The organism is Bradyrhizobium sp. HKCCYLS2038 (assembly GCF_051167655.1).
Lineage (GTDB): Bacteria > Pseudomonadota > Alphaproteobacteria > Rhizobiales > Xanthobacteraceae > Bradyrhizobium.
The window spans coordinates 656,639-679,194 of sequence record NZ_JBNPTM010000004.1 but is presented as its reverse complement, the minus strand read 5'-3'; the positions used below and the strand labels follow the sequence as shown (position 1 = coordinate 679,194).

Sequence of the window (22,556 nt, the reverse complement as noted above, 5' to 3'; positions counted from 1 at the left end):
TGGCGATGAGTGGACAGATGTCGTGGTGGTCACGCGCGGCGTTGGGCGTCTGTGCGGTCATCGCTTTCGTCCGGCCAGCCTCATCCGATCCGCGTGCGGTCATCGAACTTTTCACCTCGCAAGGCTGCTCCTCCTGTCCGCCGGCCGACAAGGTGCTCGGCGACCTCGCGCACGATCCCAACATCATCGCGCTGTCGCTTCCGATCGACTACTGGGACTATCTCGGCTGGAAGGACACGCTGGCCGACTCCCGCTTCACGGCGCGGCAGCGCGCCTATTCGCGTGCCCGCGGTGATCGCGAGGTCTATACGCCGCAGGCGGTGGTCAACGGCTCCGTGCACGTCATCGGCAGCGATCGCGAGGCGATCGAAGGCGCCATCGAGGAGACGGCCCAAGGCGGCACGGTGATGTCCTTGCCGGTGAGGCTGGCGGTCGACGGCCAGGAGCTTGCCGTCTCCGTGGCCGGGGCCAACGACCAGATGTTGCGCCGGCACGGTGAGGTCTGGATCTGCGCGATCACGCGGGTGGCGCCGGTCTCGGTCGGGCGCGGCGAGAACAGCGGCCGCGATCTGACCTACTACAACGTCGTTCGCAGCCTGCTGAAGCTGGGCGATTGGAATGGCGCTCCGGTCAGCTGGAACGTGCCGCTGGAGAAGATCGCCCGCGACGGCGTCGACGGCACTGTCGTCTATGTGCAGGACGGCAGTCGTGACCGCCCCGGGCCGATGCTGGGGGCCGCCTTTTCCGAGCTGCCATTGGTTGGGCGGGTGTCAGCCACGGCGCGAAGCCCCGAGCGCTGATCTTCAGTCCTTATGATCTCGTGTTGCTGCTGACCTGAGCAGGCGTCGCGTCCGTGAGACGGTGCGCGCCGCAAATCTTTGCGGCAGCTCTCGCCATAAAAGCAAAAGGACCAACTTGCGTTGGCCCTTTGCCTTTACTTGTGAATAGACCCGATCCTGACGACCCCGGGGGGCTGGGGGCTGAGGAATCCGGAACCGAAAGGACCGGGCCAACGCACACGAATCTTATGCCTAACGTCGGGGGCGGTCGCTGGGCGGAAAGGCGGCGCGATTATGATTCTGCTAACGATCCCGTGACGGTTGCGTGTTCGTGGAACTCGCGCTCATCGGCCGAGGGCGCCGAGATCAACAATGAAAACCGCCCCTTGCGGCCGTCGGCGGTTGGCGCGATCATGTCACATAGATGACAGGAGGACGCCCATGAACCTCACCCCGGAGGATGCCGATCCCAGCGAGAACCGCGCGGCAGCCCGCAATGCGGCTGCGGCGCCCACCCGGGTGACGTTCGACAGGCTCGAGCTGAACCGCATCCTGAATCTCTATGGCCGCATGGTCGCCGACGGCGAGTGGCGCGACTACTCGATCGACTTCCTGCGCGACCGCGCCGTGTTCTCCGTCTTTCGCCGCGCCTCCGAGGTGCCGCTCTACCGCATCGAGAAGGATCCGCGCCTGGCCCGCAAGCAGGGCATGTACAGCGTGATCTCGGCGACCGGCCTGATCCTGCGCCGCGGCCACGAGCTCGAGCGTGTGCTCCTGGCGATCGCGCCGAAGCCGGCGCTGGTCTGACGCGGCACGCTCCGCCGCGAACTCAGCATCAGAAAATCAGTGCAGCCGGCTCAAGCCGGAACGTTGCTGCTGCCCGGTCCGAGCGGCCGTTGCATCATCACCGTATCGAGCCAGCGGCCGAATTTCAGCCCGACGCTCGGATGGGTGCCGATCATCTCGAAACCGCAGGCGGTATGCAGACCGACCGAGCCGGCGTTGGCGGAGGCGCCGATGACCGCGATCATCTGGCGGAAACCCCGAGCTTCGCACGCATCGATCAGCTGCCGCATCAGCCGCATCCCGATGCCGCGGCGCTGGCTGGCGGGCGCGAGATAGACCGAGTTCTCGACGGTGAAGCGATAGGCGGGACGGGGCCGGTATGGTCCGGCATAGGCATAGCCCACCACCTCCCCATCCAGCACGGCAACGAAATATGGGAAGCCGCCGTCGCTCAGCGCGCGGAAGCGGCGGGTCATCTCGGCCAGATCCGGCGGGTCGAGCTCGAAGGTTGCCGTGCCTTCGCGGACGGCCTGGCCGTAGATGGCGGTGATGGCGGGAAGGTCGGCCTCCAGGGTGGGCCGAATTTCGATGTCGGACATGGTCAAACCATACCAAGGCGCGGGCGGCGATCAATCCGGCTCGCGGCATGGCTGGGGCCGCGCCAGTGCGAGGCGTGTCATGGGCCGTCCGCAAACGAAAAGCCCCGGCGCTGAGGCCGGGGCTTCGAGGATCGCTCGTGAGAGAGCGGTTCGATCAGTCGCGCTGTCCGAGCAGCTGCAGCAGCAGCGTGAACAGGTTGATGAAGTTCAAGTACAGCGACAGGGCACCGCTGATCGCTGCGCGCTCGGCGATATCGCCGCCCGCGGAGGCGTAACCGTAGATGTACTCGTTCTTCAGCCGCTGCGTATCCCAGGCGGTGAGGCCGGCGAACACGAACACGCCGATCACCGAGACGATGAACTGCAGCATCGAACTGCCGAGGAACAGGTTCACGAGGCTCGCCAGCACGATGCCGATCAGGCCCATGAACAGGAACGAGCCCATGCCCGTCATGTCACGCTTGGTCGTGTAGCCGTACAGGCTGAGCGCGCCGAACGTCGCCGCGGTGATGAAGAACACCCGCACGATCGAGGTGTGGGTGTACACCAAGAAGATCGAAGACAGCGACACGCCCATCAAGGCCGAGAACACCCAGAACAGGACCTGCGCGGTCGACGGTGCGAGGCGGTTGATGCCGGCCGAGATCGCGAACACCATGACCAAGGGGGCCAGGATGAACAGCCACTTTAGCGGGCTCACGAACATCGCGTAGCCGAACTGCGTCAGGTAGGCGTTACCGAACTTGAACACGCCGGCCGCCGGATCGCCGGTCACTGCCGCCATGTAGACGCCGAGCGCCGCGAGGCCGGTGATGGCCAGGCCGATGCTCATGTAATTGTAGATGCGCAGCATGTAGGCGCGCAGACCGGCGTCGACGGTCGCGGCATCAGCGCGCCCGGCCACCCGGCCAAAGGGTGAAGCATAGTTGCGGTTGAGGTCCGACATGGTCGATTCCCGTTGGTTGTCCGGCGCTCCGGTCCTGGCAGGACCTTCGGCCGGCGCTCGAAAAACCCTATCTCATACCCGCGGCCGCAGATATTAAATTTGCGTCATCGGCAAATTCGCCATCTTTCGGCACGTCTCTGAGCCCATTCCCTAAATGGGAAACTAGCATATTTGGTGCAAGCTTCCACGCGCGGCTGAATGTCGCTCCGCGCGCGTCAGGGCCGTATTTAACGCGTTAACCGTGCGGCAAGAGCGCACAATCCTTAGCGTTTCGGCCCTTAGAGTTTCCGCGCTCAGAGATTCCGCAACACTGTCGCCGGCTTCTGGTTCAGCGCCAGCAGGGTGCCGGCCAGGCCGAGGCCCACGGTTACCACCAGGGCCGCCAGCACGACCAGGGCGGCGCTGCCGGCCTGCCAGGCGAAGCTCAGGGTCATCAGCCGCGTCACGATCAGCCACGCCGATACCGACCCCGCGATGACGCCAAAGGCCGCCGTCGCAAAGCCGATCATGAGGTATTCGAGCGCATAGGCGCCGAGCAGCCGTATCCGGGTGGCGCCCAGGGTCTTCAGGATGACCGCGTCATAGACCCTGTGCCGGTGTCCGGCGGCCAGCGCTCCGCCCAGCACCAGGATGGCCGAGATCAGCGTCACCGCGCTGGCCCCGCGGATCGCGAGCACCAGGTTGGACACCACCCCGCCGACCGTCTGCATCACCTCGCGAACCCGTACGCTGGTCACCATGGGGAACGCATCGGCCACCTTGCGGATGATCCGGGCGTCCTCGGTCGCATCGGAGCGCGGTTCCGTCAGGGTGGCGACGTGAGTGTGGGGAGCCCCCCGGAAGGCGTTGGGCGAGAACACCAGCACGAAATTGATGCCCAGGCCCTGCCAGTCGATGCTGCGCATGTTGCCGATCCGTGCCGTGATGTCGCGTCCGAGCACGTTGACGACCATGTCGTCGCCGAGCTTGAGGCCGAGGCCGTCGGCGATGCGCTTCTCGATCGAGACCAGCGGCGGCCCGCTATAGCTCTCGCCCCACCATTCGCCCTCGACGACCTTGGAGCCCTTCGGAATCTCGCCGGTATAGGTCAGGCCGCGGTCGCTCTGCAGCACCCATTCGGTCTCGGAGGTCGGCTTGAGATCCTCGGCGCGAACGCCGCGGGCGGAGACGATCCGGCCGCGCAGCATGGGCACGTCATCCACGGTGGATTGCGGCGCAAGGCCCTTCAGGAAATCGCGGAAACGGTCGGCCTCGCCGGAGGGCACGTCGATGAAGAAGAACGACGGCGCCTGCTCCGGCAGTTGCGCCATGAACTGCCGCCGCAGATTGCCGTCGATCTGGGTGATCGTGACCAGCACGGCGAGCCCCAGTCCGAGCGACAGCACGACGGAGGGCGTCAGCGCGCCGGGTCGATAGATGTTGCTGACGGCCAGCCGCAGCATCGGGAAGCGGCTGCGCGGCAGAGCGCGCGCAACCGACATCACGATCGCGGCAATGCCCCGCAACAGCACGAATACGAGCGCGGCGGCCACGACGAACACCGCGGCGATCTTCTTGTCGTAGGACAGGCCGATGACGACCGCGATCAGCAGCGCGACGGTGCCGGCGATCAGCGCCAGATAACTCCAGCGCGGCCGGTGCCATTCGGCGATCACCGCCTCGCGAAACAGCGCCGCCACCGGCACGTCGCGGACGCGCCCGAGCGGCCACAGTCCGAAGGCGAGCGCGGTGAGCAGGCCGTAGAGGAAGGACAGCGCCAGCTCGTCCGGATGAACGGCCGGGATGACCGGCAGCGGCAGGATCGTGCCGAACAGTCCGACGATGACAAAGGGCAGGGCGGCACCGGCGCACAGGCCGATGATCGAACCGATCGTGGCCAGCACCATGACCTGCACCAGGTAGATGCCGAACACGTCGCGGCTGGTGGCGCCGAGCGCCTTGAACGCCGCGATCACCTCGGTGCGGCGGTCGACATGGCTCTTCACGGCATTGGCGACGCCGACCCCGCCGACCAGCAGCGCGGCGAGGCCGACCAGGGTTAGGAACTGGGTGAAGCGGCCGATCGTCCGCTCCAGCTGCGGCGAGGCATTGCTGCGGCTGCGGATTTCCCATCCAGCCTGCGGCAACGCCAGGCGGGTGTCGGCGATGAACGACGCGGCGGCGCGGTCGTCGGTCGCGTTGTCGGGCAGTCGGACCCTGTAAGTCCAGCGCACCAGGCTGCCGGGCTGCAGCAGCGGCGTCGCGCGCAAGGCCGCTTCGCTGATCAGGAAGCGCGGCCCGAGGCCGATGCCGCCGGACAGCTTGTCCGGCTCGGCAGCAAGCGCGCTGCGGATCTGGAAGCGCACCGTGTCGATGTTGACGATGTCGCCGACCTTCAGGTCGAGCCGCGCCAGCAGGGCCGGATCGGCGGCAGCGCCGAACGCGCCGTCGCGCTCGGCCAGGATGTCGGCGAGCGGCAGATCGGGCTGCAGCTCGGCCTTGCCGAGCAGCGGGTAGGCGTTGTCGACCGCCTTGAGCTCGACCAGCGCCAGCTTGGCATCGCCCGAGCGCACCATCGCGCGCAAGGTCGCGGCCAGCGACACCTGGCCGCGCGCACGCAGGAAGGCGATCTCCTCGGGCTTGGCCTCGCGCTGAAACAGCGAGAACGCGACGTCGCCGCCGAGCAGCGTGCGGCCCTCGCGGACGAGGCCGTCATTGAGGCTCGCCGCCACCGAGCCGACGCCGGCGATAGCCAGCACGCCGAGCGCGATGCAGGCGATGAACACGTAGAAGCCGCGCAGTCCGCCGCGCAGTTCGCGCAGGGCGTAGCGCACCGGCAGCGCCGCGATCCGGCGGCCTCGAATCGGTTCGGACATTGTGCTCATGCGTCGGCGGGCTCGTGCGCGCCGTCGGCTTCGATCCGCCCCGAGCGCAGCCGCACCACGCGATCGCAGCGATGCGCGAGGCCGCTGTCGTGGGTCACCAGCACCAGAGTCATGCCGCGCTCGGCATGCTTGGTGAAGAGGAGGTCGACGATCTGCTGTCCCGTGGTCTCGTCGAGATTGCCGGTCGGCTCGTCCGCGACCAGGATCGCCGGATCCGGAGCCAGCGCGCGGGCCAACGCCACGCGCTGCTGCTCGCCGCCGGACAGCTGCGTCGGATAGTGATGCAGCCGGTGGCCAAGGCCGACCTGCTCGAGCTCGCGGGCGGCGCGTTCGGCCGCTCCCGAATGGCCCGCCAGTTCGAGCGGCACGGCGACGTTCTCCAGTGCCGTCATGGTCGGGATCAAATGGAAGGACTGGAAGACGATGCCGACCTGCCGGCCCCGGAACCTGGCCAACGCGTCCTCGTCCAGGGCATTGAAAGCGGTGCCGTTGACCACCACCTCACCACGGTCAGGACGTTCCAACCCCGCCATCACCATCAGCAGCGTGGACTTCCCCGATCCCGAGGGGCCGATCAGGCCGATCGTCTCGCCCTGTCCCACCCGCAGGCTGATGTCCTTGAGGATATGAACCCGCGCCGCGCCGGTGCCGAGCGAGAGGTTGACGTTTGAAATGGTAATGGTGTCCGGCGCCCTGCCGGCCAAGCGCGAGGTTTCGATGAGACTGTCCATGGCTCGGTCATATGGCAACTCCGCAAGCCGGGTCGAGAGGCGCGGACATTTCTTCGTGCACATACTCGTGTTGATGCTCGGCTTGATGACAGTCGGCCCGGCATGGGCCGGGGCCGATCCCGCCAAGCCGATCAAGCTCGTCGTGCTCGGCGATTCCTTGAGCGCTGGGCTTGGCCTGTCGGCCTCGGATTCGTTTCCTGCCAAGTTGCAAAAGGCTTTGCAGGCCAAGGGGCTGCCGATCGACCTGACCAATGCCGGCGTGTCCGGCGACACCTCCTCCGGCGGCCGCGACCGGCTCGACTGGTCGGTGCCCGACGGCACCGAGGCTGTCATTGTCGAGCTTGGCGCCAACGACGCGCTTCGCGGCATCGATCCCGCAGTCACCCGCAAGGCCCTGACCGAGATCGTGACCCGGCTGAAGGCGCGGAAGATCGCCGTCATGGTGTGCGGCATGCTGGCGCCGCCGAACTACGGCAGCGACTACGCTGCGAAGTTCAATGCGATCTACCCAGATCTCGCCAAGGAATTCGACGTGCCGCTCTACCCGTTCTTCCTTGATGGCGTGGCTGCCGATCCCAAGCTTAACCAGGCGGACGGCATCCATCCGACTGCGGCCGGGGTCGACATCATCGTCTCCAGGATGCTGCCTAGTGCGGAAGCATTCCTGCGTCCGCTTCGTGGGCAATGACGGAACGAAGCCCGCGGCAGATCATTTGCGATAACCATAAGGGCCGGGTTTTCCGCAGGTTTTACGGGCGTTAACGCCCCTTCCGTCGTGGAGTCATATAAGTTCGGTAGGATTTATGCATTGGCGATTCGTCGTCGATCATTTCGTCAAGGCATGATCTCGTCACCTTTCGAGATCAGCCTCCAGCATCGGGAGTCCTGAAACGATGCCGCGTCTGTTTACTGGACTGGAGATCCCGGCCGAGGTCGGCCAGACGCTCTCCAATTTGCGGGGTGGCCTTCCCGGCGCCCGCTGGATCGATCCTGAAAATTACCACGTCACCCTGCGCTTCATCGGCGACATCGACGGCGCGTCGGCGAACGAGATCGCCGCGATGCTCTGGCGGGTCAACCGCAAGCCGTTCGAGGTGACGGTGCAGGGCCTGTCCACGTTCGGCGGCCGCAAGCCGCGCGCAGTCATCGCCAACATCGCGCCGAGCCGGCCGCTGATCGAGCTTCAGGCCGAGCTGGAGCGGATGATGCAGCGGATCGGCCTCGACCCGGAGGGACGCAAATTCGTGCCGCACGTCACGCTGGCGCGGTTGCACGACGCGTCGAGCCAGGACGTGGCCGACTATCTGTCGGTCCGCGGTTACTTCCCGAGCCGGGTTTTCGTCGCCGAGCGCTTCGTGCTGTTCTCGTCCCGTGCGTCCACGGGCGGCGGGCCGTACGTCGTGGAGGACGCTTACGATCTGTGCGCGGGCTGAGGCCGTGCAACGTCGTTAGCCCGCGACTAACGCGAGCAACGGCGTTTGCGTGCCATATACCACGATCCTACGGCCCGGCTGCATGGCGGCTTCCACCATTTGCGGATTGCATTTTCCGTTAGTCTCATGACCTAGAGTGGGCTCATGCTGTCCACTCCCTCAGACGCGTTCCGCGCGCAATACCAGTCGCTGGTCGACACCGGTGCGATCGAGGCCGACCCGGCCCAGGCCGAGGTCGCCGACGCACTGGCCGCGCTTGAGCGCCGCCTTTCCACCTACAAGCCGACGCGCAAGCAAGGTTTGTTCGGCCGCCTTTTTGCCGACAAGAGCGAGCCGCCGAATGGCCTCTATGTCCATGGCGAAGTCGGCCGCGGCAAGACCATGCTGATGGACCTGTTCTTCCAGAACTGTCCGGTCGAGCACAAGCGCCGCGCGCATTTCCACGAATTCATGGCCGAGGTGCACGAGCGCATCTACGGCTATCGACAGAACATCGCGCGTGGCGAGCTCGCCGATGGCGATGTCATCGGGCTGACGGCGCAGGCGATCTTCGATCAGGCCTGGCTGCTCTGCTTCGACGAATTCCACGTCACCGACATCGCCGACGCCATGATCCTGGGGCGTCTGTTCGCCAAGCTGTTCGAGCTCGGCACCGTCGTCGTGGCGACCTCCAACGTCGCGCCGGAAGATCTCTACAAGGGGGGGCTCAACCGCGCGCTGTTCCTGCCCTTCATCAAGCAGATCGCCGATCACATGGATGTCGCGCGGCTCGACGCGCGCACCGATTTCCGGCTGGAGAAGCTGGCGGGCGTGAAGATGTGGCTGGTGCCGCCCGACGCCGATGCGCGCGCTGCGCTCGACAAGGCCTGGGGCCGGTTGACCGGCCATGCGCCGTGCCGCTCACGGGACATCACCATCAAGGGGCGCGTGCTGGATGTGCCGTGCTCGGCCAACGGCGTGGCCCGTTTCGGCTTTGCCGACCTGTGCGACAAGCCGCTGGCCGCCTCGGATTATCTCAGGCTGGCGCACGACTACCATACGATCCTGATCGACCATATTCCGGTGATGGACTACGCGGAGCGCAACGCCGCCAAGCGCTTCATCACCTTGATCGACACGCTCTACGACAATGCCGTGAAGCTGATCGCCTCTGCCGAAGCCGACCCGATCTCGCTCTACGTCGCGACCGAGGGCATCGAAGCCATGGAGTTCAAGCGCACGTCGTCGCGCTTGATCGAGATGGGCTCGGAGTCGTATCTGGCGCTGCCTCACGGACGGAAGGACTCCGCCGCATCCGGGACTTCTACGGGTCTGGTCGAAACCTGACAAACAAGGATCCAACCGGCAGCACCCGCCGCCGGGCAGATGGCCGCGAAAAGGCCACGTCAATCATGCTGAAAGGATCAGCATCACCTGCCGCCCGGTCCTGATCGAAATCAAGGCACGCCCGTCAATTGGCCATAGCGTGACTTGAACGGCCGGGGCGAAAGGGATAACCACCCAGTCGACTTTTCAACCTCCCTCACTCCTTCGGGTTCAAAGGAAAATTTGCCATGGCGCGCGACAAGATTGCTTTGATTGGCTCCGGTCAGATCGGCGGAACGCTGGCTCACCTCGTCGGCCTCAAGGAGCTCGGCGACGTCGTGATGTTCGACATTGCCGAAGGCGTCCCGCAGGGCAAGGCGCTCGACATCGCCCAGTCCTCGCCGGTTGACGGCTTCGACGCGCACTACTCCGGCGCCAACTCCTACGAGGCGCTCGACAACGCCAAGGTGTGCATCGTGACCGCCGGCGTGCCGCGCAAGCCGGGCATGAGCCGCGACGATCTGTTGTCGATCAACCTCAAGGTCATGGAGCAGGTCGGCGCCGGCATCAAGAAGTACGCCCCCGACGCCTTCGTCATCTGCATCACCAACCCGCTCGATGCGATGGTCTGGGCGCTGCAGAAGGCCTCCAACCTTCCGGCGAAGAAGGTCGTCGGCATGGCCGGCGTGCTCGACTCCGCCCGCTTCCGCTACTTCCTGGCCGATGAGTTCAACGTGTCGGTCGAGGACGTCACCGCCTTCGTGCTCGGTGGCCATGGCGACACCATGGTGCCGCTGACCAAGTACTCCACCGTTGCCGGCATTCCGCTGCCGGATCTCGTCAAGATGGGCTGGACCTCGCAGGCACGCATCGACGAGATCGTCGATCGCACCCGCAACGGCGGCGCCGAGATCGTCAACCTGCTCAAGACCGGCTCGGCCTACTACGCACCGGCGGCGTCGGCGATCGCGATGGCCGAGAGCTATCTGCGCGACAAGAAGCGCGTGCTGCCCTGCGCCGCCCATCTCAACGGCGAGTTCGGCGTCAAGGACATGTATGTCGGCGTGCCGGTTGTCATCGGCTCGAAGGGTGTCGAGCGCATCGTCGAGATCGAGCTCGCCGGCAAGGATCGCGAGGCGTTCGACAAGTCGGTCGCAGCCGTCCAGGGCCTGGTCGACGCCTGCAAGAAGATCGCGCCCGACCTGCTCGGCCGCTGAACATTGTAGCGGCGGGCCGCAAGACCCGCTGAGATCGAGTTGCAGGATGCTTGGTATATGGTATACCAAGCATCCACAGAACAATTCCAGACGTCACCCCTTCGCGGGTTTGGGGAGCAAGCGCTTATGAACATTCACGAATATCAGGCCAAGGCACTGCTGCACGAGTTCGGCGTGCCGATTTCCAAGGGCGTGCCGGTTCTCCGTCCGGAGGACGCGGATGCGGCGGCTAAGACGCTCGGCGGTCCGGTCTGGGTCGTGAAGAGCCAGATCCACGCCGGCGGCCGTGGCAAGGGCAAGTTCAAGGAAGCCTCGGCCGGCGACAAGGGCGGCGTTCGCCTCGCCAAGTCGATCGACGAGGTCAATGCGTTCGCCAAGCAGATGCTCGGCGCGACCCTGGTGACCGTGCAGACCGGCCCCGATGGCAAGCAGGTCAACCGCCTCTACATCGAGGACGGCTCGGACATCGACAAGGAATTCTATCTGTCGCTGCTGGTCGATCGTGAGACCTCGAAGGTCGCGTTCGTGGTGTCGACCGAAGGCGGCGTCAACATCGAGGACGTCGCTCACAGCACGCCCGAGAAGATCATCACCTTCTCGGTCGACCCGGCCACCGGCGTCATGGGCCATCACGGCCGCGCCGTCGCCAAGGCGCTGAAGCTCTCGGGCGATCTCGCCAAGCAGGCCGAGAAGCTGACCACCCAGCTGTACAACGCCTTCGTCGCCAAGGACATGGCGATGCTCGAGATCAACCCGCTGGTCGTCACCAAGCAGGGCCAGCTGCGCGTGCTCGACGCCAAGGTGTCGTTCGACTCCAACGCGCTGTTCAAGCATCCCGAGGTCGTCGCACTGCGTGACGAGACCGAGGAGGACGCCAAGGAGATCGAGGCCTCCAAGTACGACCTCAACTACGTCACGCTCGACGGCACCATCGGCTGCATGGTCAACGGCGCCGGCCTCGCCATGGCGACGATGGACATCATCAAGCTGTACGGCATGGAGCCCGCCAACTTCCTCGACGTCGGCGGCGGCGCCAGCAAGGAGAAGGTCGCGGCTGCCTTCAAGATCATCACCGCCGACCCGAACGTGAAGGGCATCCTGGTCAACATCTTCGGCGGCATCATGAAGTGCGATGTCATTGCCGAGGGCGTCGTGGCCGCGGTGAAGGAAGTCGGCCTGAAGGTGCCGCTGGTGGTGCGCCTCGAAGGCACCAATGTCGATCTCGGCAAGAAGATCATCAGCGAGTCCGGTCTGAACGTGCTGCCCGCCGACAATCTCGACGACGCCGCGCAGAAGATCGTCAAGGCCGTCAAGGGAGGCTGAGCGCCGTTTCCGGCGCTCGCTTCGTCCTCACCGCAACGCTTTTAGAGAAAGCACGATGTCCATCCTCATCGACAAGAACACCAAGGTCATCTGCCAGGGCTTCACCGGCAAGAACGGCACCTTCCACTCCGAGGCGGCGATCGCCTACGGCACCAAGATGGTCGGCGGCACCTCGCCGGGCAAAGGCGGCTCGACCCATCTCGGCCTGCCCGTCTTCGACACCGTCAAGGAGGCCCGCGAGGCCACCGGCGCCGACGCGTCGGTGATCTACGTGCCGCCGCCGGGCGCCGCGGATGCGATCTGCGAGGCCATCGACGCCGAGGTCCCGTTGATCGTCTGCATCACCGAGGGTATCCCGGTGTTGGACATGGTTCGCGTCAAGCGCTCGCTTGTGGGATCCAAGTCGCGCCTGATCGGGCCGAACTGCCCGGGCGTCATGACCGCCGGCGAGTGCAAGATCGGCATCATGCCGGCCAACATCTTCAAGCCCGGCTCGGTCGGCATCGTGTCGCGCTCCGGCACCCTGACCTATGAAGCCGTGTTCCAGACGACGTCGGAAGGCCTCGGCCAGACCACGGCGGTCGGCATCGGCGGCGACCCGGTTAAGGGCACCGAATTCATCGACATGCTCGAGATGTTCCTGGCCGACCCCAAGACCACCTCGATCATCATGATCGGCGAGATCGGCGGTTCGGCCGAGGAGGACGCGGCGCAGTTCATCAAGGACGAGGCCAAGCGCGGCCGCAAGAAACCGATGGTGGGATTCATCGCCGGTGTCACCGCCCCTCCCGGCCGCCGCATGGGCCACGCGGGTGCGATCATCTCGGGCGGCAAGGGCGATGCTGGCTCGAAGACGGCCGCGATGGAAGCGGCTGGTATTACAGTGTCTCCGTCGCCGGCGCGCCTTGGCAAGACGCTTGTCGAAAAGTTGAAATCCTGATTCAGGACTTAGTGCTTTTCGGCGCGAATATTTACAAAGAATAAGGTAAACCGTCCTAACCCGAGCCTGACCCCTTTTCACAGGGGTCAGGCATTGCGCCGTTTTGATGGGCGCATCGAAATTACCAGGACGCTACCATGTCTCGCCAAGATGCGAACGCCGCCTTCGCCCTGTCGTCTTTTCTGCAGGGCACCAATGCCACCTACATCGATGAGATCTACGCGCGCTACGAGAAAGACCCCGCTTCGGTCGACCCGGAGTGGCAGGAGTTCTTCAAGAGCCTGAAGGACGCGCCGGCCGACGTTCAGAAGAACGCCTCGGGCCCCTCCTGGGCGCGCAACAACTGGCCGGTCTCCCCCCGCGACGAATTGACGTCCGCGCTCGACGGCAACTGGGCCGTGGTGGAGAAGAAGGTCGGCGAGAAGATTTCGCAGAAGGCGCAGACCAAGGGCGTCGAATTGTCGCCGGCTGACGTCAACCAGGCCACCCGCGACTCTGTCCGCGCGTTGATGCTGATCCGCGCCTACCGCATGCGTGGCCACTTTCACGCTAAGCTCGATCCCCTCGGCATCGAGGCTCCGAAGAACCGCGAGGAGCTCGACCCGCGTTCCTATGGCTTCACCGAGGCCGACTACGACCGCAAGATCTTCCTCGATCACGTGCTGGGCCTCGAATACGGCTCCTTGCGCGAGATCGTCGCGATCTGCGAGCGCACCTACTGCCAGACGCTCGGCGTCGAGTTCATGCACATTACCAACGCGGCGCAGAAGGCCTGGATCCAGGAGCGCATCGAGGGTCCGGACAAGGAGATCTCGTTCACCCGCGAGGGTCGCCGCGCCATCCTGCAGAAGCTGATCGAGTCCGAGGGCTTCGAGAAGTTCTGCGACGTCAAGTTCACCGGCACCAAGCGCTTCGGCCTCGACGGCGGCGAGTCGCTGATCCCGGCGCTGGAGCAGATCATCAAGCGCGGCGGTAATCTCGGCGTGAAGGAGATCGTGCTCGGCATGCCGCATCGCGGCCGCCTCAACGTCCTGACGCAGGTGATGGGCAAGCCGCATCGCGCGCTGTTCCACGAGTTCAAGGGCGGCTCGGCCAATCCCGACGCGGTCGAAGGCTCCGGCGACGTCAAGTATCACCTCGGCGCCTCCTCGGATCGCGAGTTCGACGGCAACCGCATCCATCTGTCGCTGACTGCGAACCCGTCGCATCTCGAGATCGTCGATCCCGTCGTGCTCGGCAAGGTCCGCGCCAAGCAGGACCAGCACGGTGATCCGCCTGATATGCGCATTTCGGTGCTGCCGCTGCTGATGCATGGCGACGCCGCGTTCGCCGGCCAGGGCGTCGTGGCCGAGTGCTTCGCGCTGTCCGATCTGAAGGGCTACCGGACAGGTGGCTCGATTCATTTCATCGTCAACAACCAGATCGGCTTCACGACCTATCCGCGGTACTCGCGGTCGTCGCCCTATCCGTCCGACGTCGCCAAGATGATCGACGCGCCGATCTTCCATGTGAACGGCGACGATCCGGAGGCGGTGGTGTTCGCGGCCAAGGTCGCGATCGAGTTCCGGCAGAAATTCCACAAGCCCGTCGTCATCGACATGTTCTGTTACCGCCGGCACGGCCACAACGAGGGCGACGAGCCCGCGTTCACCCAGCCGGTGATGTACAAGAAGATCGGTGCCCATCCGTCGACCCTGGAGATCTACTCCAAGCGGCTGGTCGCCGAGGGCGTGATGACCGAGGGCGAGGTCGACAAGGCCAAAGCCGACTGGCGCGCCCGTCTCGATGCCGAATTCGAGGCCGGTACGTCCTATCGCCCGAACAAGGCCGACTGGCTCGACGGCAAGTGGGCGGGCTTCAAGTCCGCCGACCAGGAGGAAGAGGCGCGCCGCGGCGTGACCGGCGTCGAGCTCGATCGGCTGCAGGAGATCGGCCGCAAGATCACCAAGGTGCCGGACGGCTTCAGGCCGCACCGCACGATCCAGCGCTTCCTGGAGAACCGCGCCAAGGCGATCGAGAGCGGCATCGGCCTGGACTGGGCGACCGGCGAGGCGCTGGCGTTCTGCTCGCTGCTGCTCGAGGGCCACAAGGTTCGCTTGTCGGGTCAGGACTGCGAGCGCGGCACGTTCTCGCAGCGCCACTCGGTGCTGATCGACCAGGAAGACGAGAGCCGCTACACGCCGTTCAACCATCTGGTCGCGCAGCAGGGCCACTTCGAGGTCATCAACTCTCTGCTGTCGGAAGAGGCCGTGCTTGGCTTCGAGTACGGCTACTCGCTGGCCGAGCCGACCGCGCTGACCTTGTGGGAGGCGCAGTTCGGCGACTTCGCCAACGGCGCGCAGGTGCTGTTCGACCAGTTCATCTCGTCCGGCGAGCGCAAATGGCTGCGCATGTCCGGCCTCGTCTGCCTCTTGCCGCATGGCTATGAGGGCCAGGGTCCGGAGCATTCGTCGGCGCGCCTCGAGCGCTATCTGCAGCTCTGCGCCGAGGACAACATGCAGGTGGTCTACCCGACCACGCCGGCGAACTACTTCCACGTCATGCGCCGTCAGCTGCATCGCGAGATTCGCAAGCCGCTGATCGTGATGACGCCGAAGTCGCTGCTGCGCCACAAGCGCGCGGTGTCGCGGCTCGAGGAATTGGCCAAGGGCACGACGTTCCACCGCATCCTGTACGATGACGCCCAGATGCAGGCGGACGACAAGACCAAGCTGGTGCTGGACGATCAGATCCGCCGCATCGTGCTGTGCTCGGGCAAGGTCTATTACGACCTCTACGACGAGCGCGAGAAGCGCGGGCTGAACGACATCTATCTGATGCGCATCGAGCAGCTCTATCCGGTGCCGCTCAAGGCGCTGGTCGCCGAGCTCGGACGCTTCAAGAACGCCGAAGTGGTGTGGTGCCAGGAAGAGCCGCGCAACATGGGCGCCTGGCATTTCATCGAGCCCTATATCGAGTGGGTGCTGAACCAGACCGGCGGCAAGAGCAAGCGTCCGCGCTATGCCGGCCGTGCCGCATCGGCTGCCACCGCCACGGGCCTGATGTCCAAGCATCTCGCCCAGCTGAAGGCGCTGCTCGACGAAGCCTTGAACTGACCTGCCTTTGAAGTGCGCCCCGCGATCTGCGGGGCGCGAGTACAAGTCCATCGCGTTGATCATCCGTGCCGCATCGCTTGCTCGCCGCAAGGCGATGGCGGACGGGCTTTATGACCGCACGGGTTATTGAGGATAAAGACCATGACTGACATTCGCGTTCCGACGCTTGGTGAATCCGTCACCGAAGCCACCATCGGCCGCTGGTTCAAGAAGGCCGGCGACGCGGTCGCGGTCGACGAGCCGCTCGTCGAGCTCGAGACCGACAAGGTCACGATCGAGGTGCCCGCGCCGTCGGCCGGCACGCTCGGCGAGATCATTGCCAAGGACGGCGAGACCGTCGCCGTCGGCGCGCTGCTCGGCCAGATCAACGATGGTGCTGTCGCCGCCAAGCCGGCTGCTACGGCTCCCGCTCCGGCGAAGCCTGCCGCAGCGGTACCAGCTGCCGCTCCCGCGCCCGCCAAGGCGTTGCCCGCCGACACGCCGCAGGCCCCGTCGGTGCGCAAGCTCTCGGCCGAGAGCGGCGTCGACGCCACCACCGTGCCGGGCTCCGGCAAGGACGGCCGCGTCACCAAGGGTGACATGCTGGCCGCGATCGAGCGCGCCGCCTCGGCGCCGACTCCGGTCAATCAGCCGGCTGCGTCGGTGCAGGTCCGCGCGCCGTCGCCGGCCGACGACGCCGCGCGCGAGGAGCGCGTCAAGATGACCCGGCTGCGCCAGACCATCGCGCGCCGCCTCAAGGACGTGCAGAACACCGCCGCCATGCTGACGACCTTCAACGAGGTCGACATGACCAACGTGATGGCGCTGCGCAGCCAGTACAAGGACGTGTTCGAGAAGAAGCACGGCTCGAAGCTCGGCTTCATGGGCTTCTTCACCAAGGCCGTCGTGCAGGCGCTGAAGGACATCCCGGCCGTCAACGCCGAGATCGACGGCAGCGATCTGATCTACAAGAACTACTACCACATCGGCGTCGCCGTCGGCACCGACAAGGGCCTGGTCGTGCCGGTCGTGCGCGACTGCGACCACAAGTCGATCGCCGACATCGAGAAGGGCATCGCCGATTTCGGCCGCCGCGCCCGTGACGGCCAGCTCAAGATCGACGAGATGCAGGGCGGCACCTTCACGATCACCAATGGCGGCATCTACGGCTCGCTGATGTCGACCCCGATCCTGAACGCGCCGCAGTCCGGCATCCTCGGCATGCACAAGATCCAGGAGCGTCCGATCGTGGTCGGCGGCAAAATCGAGGTCCGCCCGATGATGTATCTGGCGCTGTCCTACGATCACCGCGTCATCGACGGCAAGGAAGCGGTGACCTTCCTGGTGCGCGTCAAGGAGAGCCTGGAGGATCCGGCGCGGTTGGTTTTGGATCTCTGAGCCTAACGACGACTTGACCACATGAGGCGCGCCCAACAGCGCGCCTCAAACCTACGGGGGCCATCATGACCGACAGGGTTGCAGTGATCACCGGCGGCAGTCGCGGCATCGGCCGCGCCACCGCAATCGCCGCCGCATCGCGCGGCTTCAAGATCGTGGTCGGCTACGCGTCGAACGAAGCGGCGGCGCAGAGCACGGTCGCGGCGATCGAGGCCAGGAACGGCAAGGCCATCGCGGTGAAATGCGATGTCGGCAGCGAGCACGACATTCTCACGCTGTTCAAGGCGGCCGACAAGTTCGGCACACTTGGTGCGCTGATCAACAATGCCGGCATCGTCGGCCCGACCACGCGCGTCGACGAGATGAGCGCGGAGCGTATCGAGCGTTTGATGGCGGTCAATGTCACCGGCAGCATCCTGTGCGCAAGAGAGGCCGTGAAGCGGATGTCGACGCGGCACGGCGGCCAGGGCGGGGTGATCATCAACCTGTCGTCGGTCGCGGCCAAGCTCGGCTCGCCCAACACCTATGTCGACTACGCCGCGTCGAAGGGCGCGATCGATTCCTTCACCGTCGGTCTCGGCCATGAGGTCGCGAGCGAGGGCATTCGCGTCGCCGCGATCAGGCCCGGCCTGATCGACACCGAAATTCACGCTTCCGGCGGGGAGCCCGATCGCGCTCACCGCCTCGCCCCCAATGTGCCGATGAAGCGCGTCGGTACCGCGGAGGAAATCGCCAATGCCATCGTCTGGCTGCTGTCGGACGAGGCCTCCTATGTCACTTCGGCCATTCTCGACGTGTCGGGCGGACGCTGACGACCGTCACTATTTCTGACTTGCAAGCTTACGGAACATTCGACCATGGCTAACTACGATCTCGTCGTCATCGGTACCGGTCCCGGTGGTTATGTCTGCGCCATCCGCGCCGCACAGCTCGGCATGAAGGTGGCGGTGGTCGAGAAGAATGCCACCCTCGGCGGCACCTGCCTCAACGTCGGCTGCATGCCCTCGAAGGCGCTGCTGCACGCTTCTGAGCTGTTCGAGGAGGCCGGGCATTCCTTCGCCAAGATGGGCATCAAGGTCTCGGCACCCGAGGTCGATCTGCCTGCGATGATGAACTTCAAGCAGCAGGGCATCGACGGCAACGTCAAGGGCGTCGAGTTCCTGATGAAGAAGAACAAGATCGACGTGCTCGTGGGCAAGGGCAAGATCCTCGGCACCGGCAAGCTTCAGGTCACTGGCAATGACGGCGCAGCCCAGACCGTCGAGACCAAGAACATCGTGATCGCCACCGGCTCCGACATCGCGCGCCTGAAGGGCATTGAGATCGACGAGAAGCGCATCGTCTCTTCGACCGGCGCGCTGTCGCTGGACAAGGTGCCGTCGAGCCTGCTCGTGGTCGGCGCCGGCGTGATCGGGCTCGAGCTTGGCTCGGTGTGGCGCCGCCTCGGTGCCAAGGTCACGGTGGTCGAATTCCTCGATCGCATTCTGCCCGGCATGGATGGCGAGATCGCCAAGCAGTTCCAGCGCATCCTCGAGAAGCAGGGCTTCGCCTTCAAGCTCGGCGCCAAGGTTACCGGCGTCGACACCTCGGGTGCGACGCTCTCGGCCACGATCGAGCCGGCAGCGGGCGGCGCTGCCGAGAAGATCGAAGCCGATGTCGTGCTCGTCGCGATCGGACGCGTGCCCTACACCGACGGTCTCGGCCTGCAAGAGGCCGGCGTGGTGCTCGACAATCGCGGCCGCGTCCAGATCGATCACCATTTCGCGACCAGCGTGCCCGGCGTCTACGCCATCGGCGACGTCGTTGCCGGCCCGATGCTTGCGCACAAGGCTGAGGACGAGGGTGTTGCGGTCGCCGAGATCCTGGCCGGCCAGGCCGGCCACGTGAACTACGACATCATTCCGGGCGTGGTCTACACCACGCCGGAGGTCGCCTCGGTCGGCAAGACGGAGGACGAGCTGAAGCAGGCCGGCGTCGCTTATACCGTTGGTAAGTTCCCCTTTACCGCCAACGGCCGCTCGAAGGTCAACCAGACGACTGACGGTTTCGTGAAGATCCTCGCAGATGCGAAGACCGATCGCGTGCTCGGTGCCCACATCATCGGCCGCGAAGCCGGGGAGATGATTCACGAAGCGGCCGTATTGATGGAGTTCGGTGGCTCTGCGGAGGATCTCGCCCGCACCTGCCACGCCCATCCGACGCGGTCGGAGGCTGTCAAGGAAGCGGCACTTGCGGTGGGCAAGCGCGCCATCCACATGTGACCGGCGCCACAGCGGTATGGTCGGCAGGTGCGACAAAAAAACCGGCCGGTCACGCTGAACCAAACGGCAAGGTGTGAGGTCCTAACGTCATAGCGGCCTCATGTCCGGGGCCTGGCGGAGATGGAGACCAATGCTGCGCCGCCTGCTTCAGCCGTTCTGGGTCCTGCTCGCGATCATCTTCCTGATCGAAGCCTGGCTGTGGGACCATCTCGAGCCGATCGTCGCGCGTATCGTCGCCGCGATCCCGCTGCGCAGCCTGAAGCACTGGCTCGCCGCGCGCATCGAGACGCTGTCGCCAGCGCTGACCCTGGTTGTCTTCGTCGTGCCCGTCGTGCTGCTGTTTCCGCTCAAGCTGCTCGGCATGTGGCTGTTGATGCACCATCAGTGGAAGCTGGCGATCGTCACCATCGTCTTCGGCAAGATGGTCGGCGTCGGTATCACCGCCTTCATCTTTGACGTCACGCGCAGCAAGCTGCTGCAGATGGGCTGGTTCGCCTGGCTGTATGACAACGTGCTGGCGCTGCGAAGCAAGGCGGCCGCTCTGGTCGATCCGATCAAGCAGCGCGTCCGTGAGGTCGTGGGCGATCTGCTCCGCGGCAACACCCGCGGCTGGTCGGTCCGCGTGCTTCGCCAGATCCAGCGCTTCCGCCGCAGCGTGCAGCAGGCACGCTGACACTCGCCGAACGAGTCGGAACGTTCCGACCGACCACAATGGCAATGGCCGGAGCTGTTACGGCCCTGAACGAGCGAGGCGGAGCAATCGCATCGAGAGATGTGGGGCTGTCGCGATGAGCAACCCCCTAATTTAGTTACTCCGTCATGCCCGGGCTTGTCCCGGCCATCCACGTCGTTTTCAGCGTGCAGAACCACGTGGATGGCCGGGACAAGCCCGGGCATGACGACGGGGACAAAGACGATCACGAGACTCTGAACGTCGAAGTGCTAGCCCTGGCGAGCAGTACGCCGCATCAAGGCCGCTTCCTCATCTCAGTGCAGATGCAGCAGATGCGGCTGGAAGAGCCCGAGCAGCGTCATGGCAATCCCGATCAGCGCGAGCCCGCCGGAGGCCCAGGCCAGAATCACCATCCCGGTGATGATCGTCGCCGAGGCCAGCACGATGCCGATCTGGAAGGCGGCCGACGCCAGCTCATAATGATGGTACTTCGCCGTCGCCTCGTCGCGCTCGTGCTCGGCGTGCTTGGCGCGCTCGGCGAGCTGCTCGCTGCCTTCGCCGGTTTCCGGCTCCGAGCGGTAACGGGCTGCATTCTTCTGCCACTCGTCGATCTGCTTCTGCAGCGACGCCTTCGCCGCCTCGTCGGGCAGCGCCGGCAGGTTGAGCTTGCCCTGCTCGGCCGCCGTCTGCACCACGGTGCGGCGCACGGTCTTGGCCTGGAAGAAGGCCCACAGGTTGGACGCCTCGACGTTCTTGCTGATCGATTCGGTCTGCGCACCCTTGCCGAGCGTTTCCGACAGCGCCAGGAACAGCGCGATGATCGCGATCAGCAGCGCGATCTTCTTGTTCTCACCCGAGGCGTGCTCGGCGTGCTCCGCATGCTCCATGCTCTCATGTGCGCTCATCTGTTCCCCTCCGGATCAAGCGAGGGAGACGATTGCCGGAACCATGGTGGTCGCGCAAGGGAAACGATGTGACGGAACGGTGTCAGCGCCGCGGATGCGCCGAAGCGTAGACCTGCAGCAGCCGCTCCGCATCGATGCCGGTATAGACCTGCGTGGTCGACAGCGAGGCGTGGCCGAGCAGCTCCTGGATTGCGCGGAGATCGCCGCCGCGCGACAGCAGATGGGTTGCAAAGGAGTGGCGCAGCGCATGCGGCGTGGCGCTGTCGGGCAGGCCGAGCGCACCGCGCAGCCGCTCCATCGCGAGCTGGATGATACGCGGGCTGAGGGGACCGCCCTTGGCGCCGACGAACATCGGGCCGTCGCCGGGAAGCGGATAAGGGCACAGCCGGGCATACTCGTCGATCAGCGCGAGCACGTTCTGCAGTACCGGCACCATGCGCGTCTTGTTGCCCTTGCCGGTGACGATCAGTACGTCGCCTTCGCCGGCGCGTGGCACCTCGCGGCGCTTCAGGCCGAGCGCCTCGGAGATGCGCAGGCCTGAGCCATAGAGCAGGGCCATCACGGCGGCGTCGCGCGCCAGCACCCAGGTCTCGCGGGTTTCACCGGCACGCTCGTCGGCATCGGCGAGGCGCTTGGCGGCATCCATCGGCAACGGCTTCGGCAGGCTCTTGGCGATCTTGGGTGCGCGGACGCCGGAGAGCGCACCGACCTTGCCCTGGCCCTCGCGCTCCAGGAAGCGGCCGAACGAGCGCAGCCCCGCCAAGGTCCGCATCAGCGAGCGTCCGGCGATGTCATCGGCGCGGCGCATCGCCAGGAAGGCGCGGATGTCGGCGGCCTCGAGAGCGGCGAATCGCGCCAAGGTCACCGGCTCACCCCAATGGGTACAGAGGAATTGCAGGCACTGCCGCAGGTCGCGCGCATAGGCCTCGACCGTCTTCGGCGACAGCCGCCGCTCACTGCGCAGATGCGCCAGCCACTGCATCATCGCGCGGACGACGCCGTCATCGGCGCCGATGAGGTCGGTGAGCTCAGGCTCCTGCTCAGTGACTTGTGCCGTCTTTGCCATAGTGCGTCGTCGATGCCCGCCGATCCATCGTGTTGATGATGTCGAACCCAGTCGGCGGCAATGTCGGTGCACCCTCTCCCCTTGTGGGAGAGGGTGGCTTCGATGCGGAAGCATCGAAGCCGGGTGAGGGGTCTGCATCCGCGGAGACAGACCCCTCACCCGGCGCGAACTTCGCTCCGCTCATTCTCGCCACCCTCTCCCACAAAGGGAGAGGGTGCACGGCAGATGCCGAAAGTGCTCGACCTCATCTAAGGAC

19 protein-coding genes are annotated in these 22,556 nt (G+C 65.4%); 13 read left to right on the top strand and 6 right to left on the bottom strand.

All coding sequences use genetic code 11. From position 1 onward, the window contains the following. The first annotated feature begins 17 nt into the window (after positions 1 to 17). On the top strand, positions 18 to 800 hold the full coding sequence (locus tag ACQR1I_RS21015) for a DUF1223 domain-containing protein (protein ID WP_434866651.1): 783 nt from the start codon (positions 18 to 20) through the stop codon (positions 798 to 800). A 420-nt stretch (positions 801 to 1,220) separates the two neighbouring features. After that, on the top strand, positions 1,221 to 1,586 hold the full coding sequence (locus ACQR1I_RS21010; protein WP_006609304.1) for a DUF2794 domain-containing protein: 366 nt from the start codon (positions 1,221 to 1,223) through the stop codon (positions 1,584 to 1,586). Between the two features lie 50 nt (positions 1,587 to 1,636). Here the strand turns inward: ACQR1I_RS21010 and ACQR1I_RS21005 are convergent, their stop codons facing one another. From ACQR1I_RS21005 to ACQR1I_RS20990, 4 genes are all read right to left on the bottom strand, one after another. Then, positions 1,637 to 2,164, bottom strand: coding sequence for a GNAT family N-acetyltransferase (locus ACQR1I_RS21005; RefSeq protein ID WP_434866447.1), 528 nt, complete (start codon positions 2,162 to 2,164; stop codon positions 1,637 to 1,639). Positions 2,165 to 2,318: 154 nt separating this feature from the next. Next, entirely contained in the window at positions 2,319 to 3,110 is a 792-nt protein-coding gene (locus ACQR1I_RS21000) for a Bax inhibitor-1/YccA family protein (RefSeq protein ID WP_434866446.1), read from the bottom strand. Between the two features lie 293 nt (positions 3,111 to 3,403). Continuing rightward, entirely contained in the window at positions 3,404 to 5,974 is a 2,571-nt protein-coding gene (locus tag ACQR1I_RS20995; RefSeq protein ID WP_434866445.1) for an ABC transporter permease, read from the bottom strand. Continuing rightward, on the bottom strand, positions 5,971 to 6,705 hold the full coding sequence (locus ACQR1I_RS20990; RefSeq protein WP_434866444.1) for an ABC transporter ATP-binding protein: 735 nt from the start codon (positions 6,703 to 6,705) through the stop codon (positions 5,971 to 5,973). Before ACQR1I_RS20990 ends, ACQR1I_RS20995 begins: the two co-directional genes overlap by 4 nt. 55 nt (positions 6,706 to 6,760) lie before the next feature. Between ACQR1I_RS20990 and ACQR1I_RS20985 the strand changes: the two genes are divergently transcribed. The 11 genes from ACQR1I_RS20985 to ACQR1I_RS20935 all read left to right on the top strand — a co-directional run bounded on the left by ACQR1I_RS20985 (position 6,761) and on the right by ACQR1I_RS20935 (position 20,329). After that, on the top strand, positions 6,761 to 7,393 hold the full coding sequence (locus ACQR1I_RS20985) for an arylesterase (protein ID WP_434866650.1): 633 nt from the start codon (positions 6,761 to 6,763) through the stop codon (positions 7,391 to 7,393). 205 nt (positions 7,394 to 7,598) lie between these two features. Continuing rightward, positions 7,599 to 8,138 carry an RNA 2',3'-cyclic phosphodiesterase gene (gene thpR, locus ACQR1I_RS20980; protein ID WP_434866443.1) on the top strand — a complete coding sequence of 180 codons (540 nt, stop codon included), beginning with the start codon at positions 7,599 to 7,601 and terminating at the stop codon, positions 8,136 to 8,138. A 144-nt stretch (positions 8,139 to 8,282) separates the two neighbouring features. Next, complete coding sequence (zapE, locus tag ACQR1I_RS20975) at positions 8,283 to 9,464, top strand: cell division protein ZapE (protein ID WP_434866442.1); 1,182 nt, start codon at positions 8,283 to 8,285, stop codon at positions 9,462 to 9,464. A 227-nt stretch (positions 9,465 to 9,691) separates the two neighbouring features. Then, entirely contained in the window at positions 9,692 to 10,660 is a 969-nt protein-coding gene (mdh, locus tag ACQR1I_RS20970) for a malate dehydrogenase (RefSeq protein WP_434866441.1), read from the top strand. A 126-nt stretch (positions 10,661 to 10,786) separates the two neighbouring features. After that, the gene (gene sucC / locus ACQR1I_RS20965; protein ID WP_434866440.1) at positions 10,787 to 11,983 is read left to right on the top strand and encodes an ADP-forming succinate--CoA ligase subunit beta; all 1,197 of its coding nucleotides are present in this window, start codon (positions 10,787 to 10,789) and stop codon (positions 11,981 to 11,983) included. 55 nt (positions 11,984 to 12,038) lie between these two features. After that, entirely contained in the window at positions 12,039 to 12,923 is an 885-nt protein-coding gene (gene sucD, locus ACQR1I_RS20960) for a succinate--CoA ligase subunit alpha (protein WP_172112915.1), read from the top strand. 137 nt (positions 12,924 to 13,060) lie between these two features. Further along, positions 13,061 to 16,018: a 2-oxoglutarate dehydrogenase E1 component gene (locus tag ACQR1I_RS20955; protein ID WP_434866439.1), complete on the top strand. Its 2,958-nt coding sequence runs from the start codon at positions 13,061 to 13,063 to the stop codon at positions 16,016 to 16,018. A gap of 141 nt (positions 16,019 to 16,159) precedes the next feature. Beyond that, positions 16,160 to 17,395 carry a 2-oxoglutarate dehydrogenase complex dihydrolipoyllysine-residue succinyltransferase gene (odhB, locus tag ACQR1I_RS20950; RefSeq protein ID WP_434866438.1) on the top strand — a complete coding sequence of 412 codons (1,236 nt, stop codon included), beginning with the start codon at positions 16,160 to 16,162 and terminating at the stop codon, positions 17,393 to 17,395. A 65-nt stretch (positions 17,396 to 17,460) separates the two neighbouring features. Then, positions 17,461 to 18,207, top strand: coding sequence for an SDR family oxidoreductase (locus ACQR1I_RS20945; RefSeq protein WP_434866437.1), 747 nt, complete (start codon positions 17,461 to 17,463; stop codon positions 18,205 to 18,207). 45 nt (positions 18,208 to 18,252) lie between these two features. Beyond that, entirely contained in the window at positions 18,253 to 19,656 is a 1,404-nt protein-coding gene (gene lpdA, locus ACQR1I_RS20940; RefSeq protein ID WP_434866436.1) for a dihydrolipoyl dehydrogenase, read from the top strand. A gap of 130 nt (positions 19,657 to 19,786) precedes the next feature. Then, positions 19,787 to 20,329, top strand: coding sequence for a hypothetical protein (locus ACQR1I_RS20935; protein ID WP_434866435.1), 543 nt, complete (start codon positions 19,787 to 19,789; stop codon positions 20,327 to 20,329). A 314-nt stretch (positions 20,330 to 20,643) separates the two neighbouring features. On the opposite strand, the gene ACQR1I_RS20930 is transcribed toward ACQR1I_RS20935, so the two are convergent. Both ACQR1I_RS20930 and ACQR1I_RS20925 read right to left on the bottom strand, forming a co-directional pair. Further along, positions 20,644 to 21,234 carry a DUF4337 domain-containing protein gene (locus ACQR1I_RS20930; protein WP_434866434.1) on the bottom strand — a complete coding sequence of 197 codons (591 nt, stop codon included), beginning with the start codon at positions 21,232 to 21,234 and terminating at the stop codon, positions 20,644 to 20,646. 82 nt (positions 21,235 to 21,316) lie between these two features. Continuing rightward, the gene (locus tag ACQR1I_RS20925; protein WP_434866649.1) at positions 21,317 to 22,219 is read right to left on the bottom strand and encodes a tyrosine recombinase XerC; all 903 of its coding nucleotides are present in this window, start codon (positions 22,217 to 22,219) and stop codon (positions 21,317 to 21,319) included. Positions 22,220 to 22,556 lie beyond the last annotated feature (337 nt).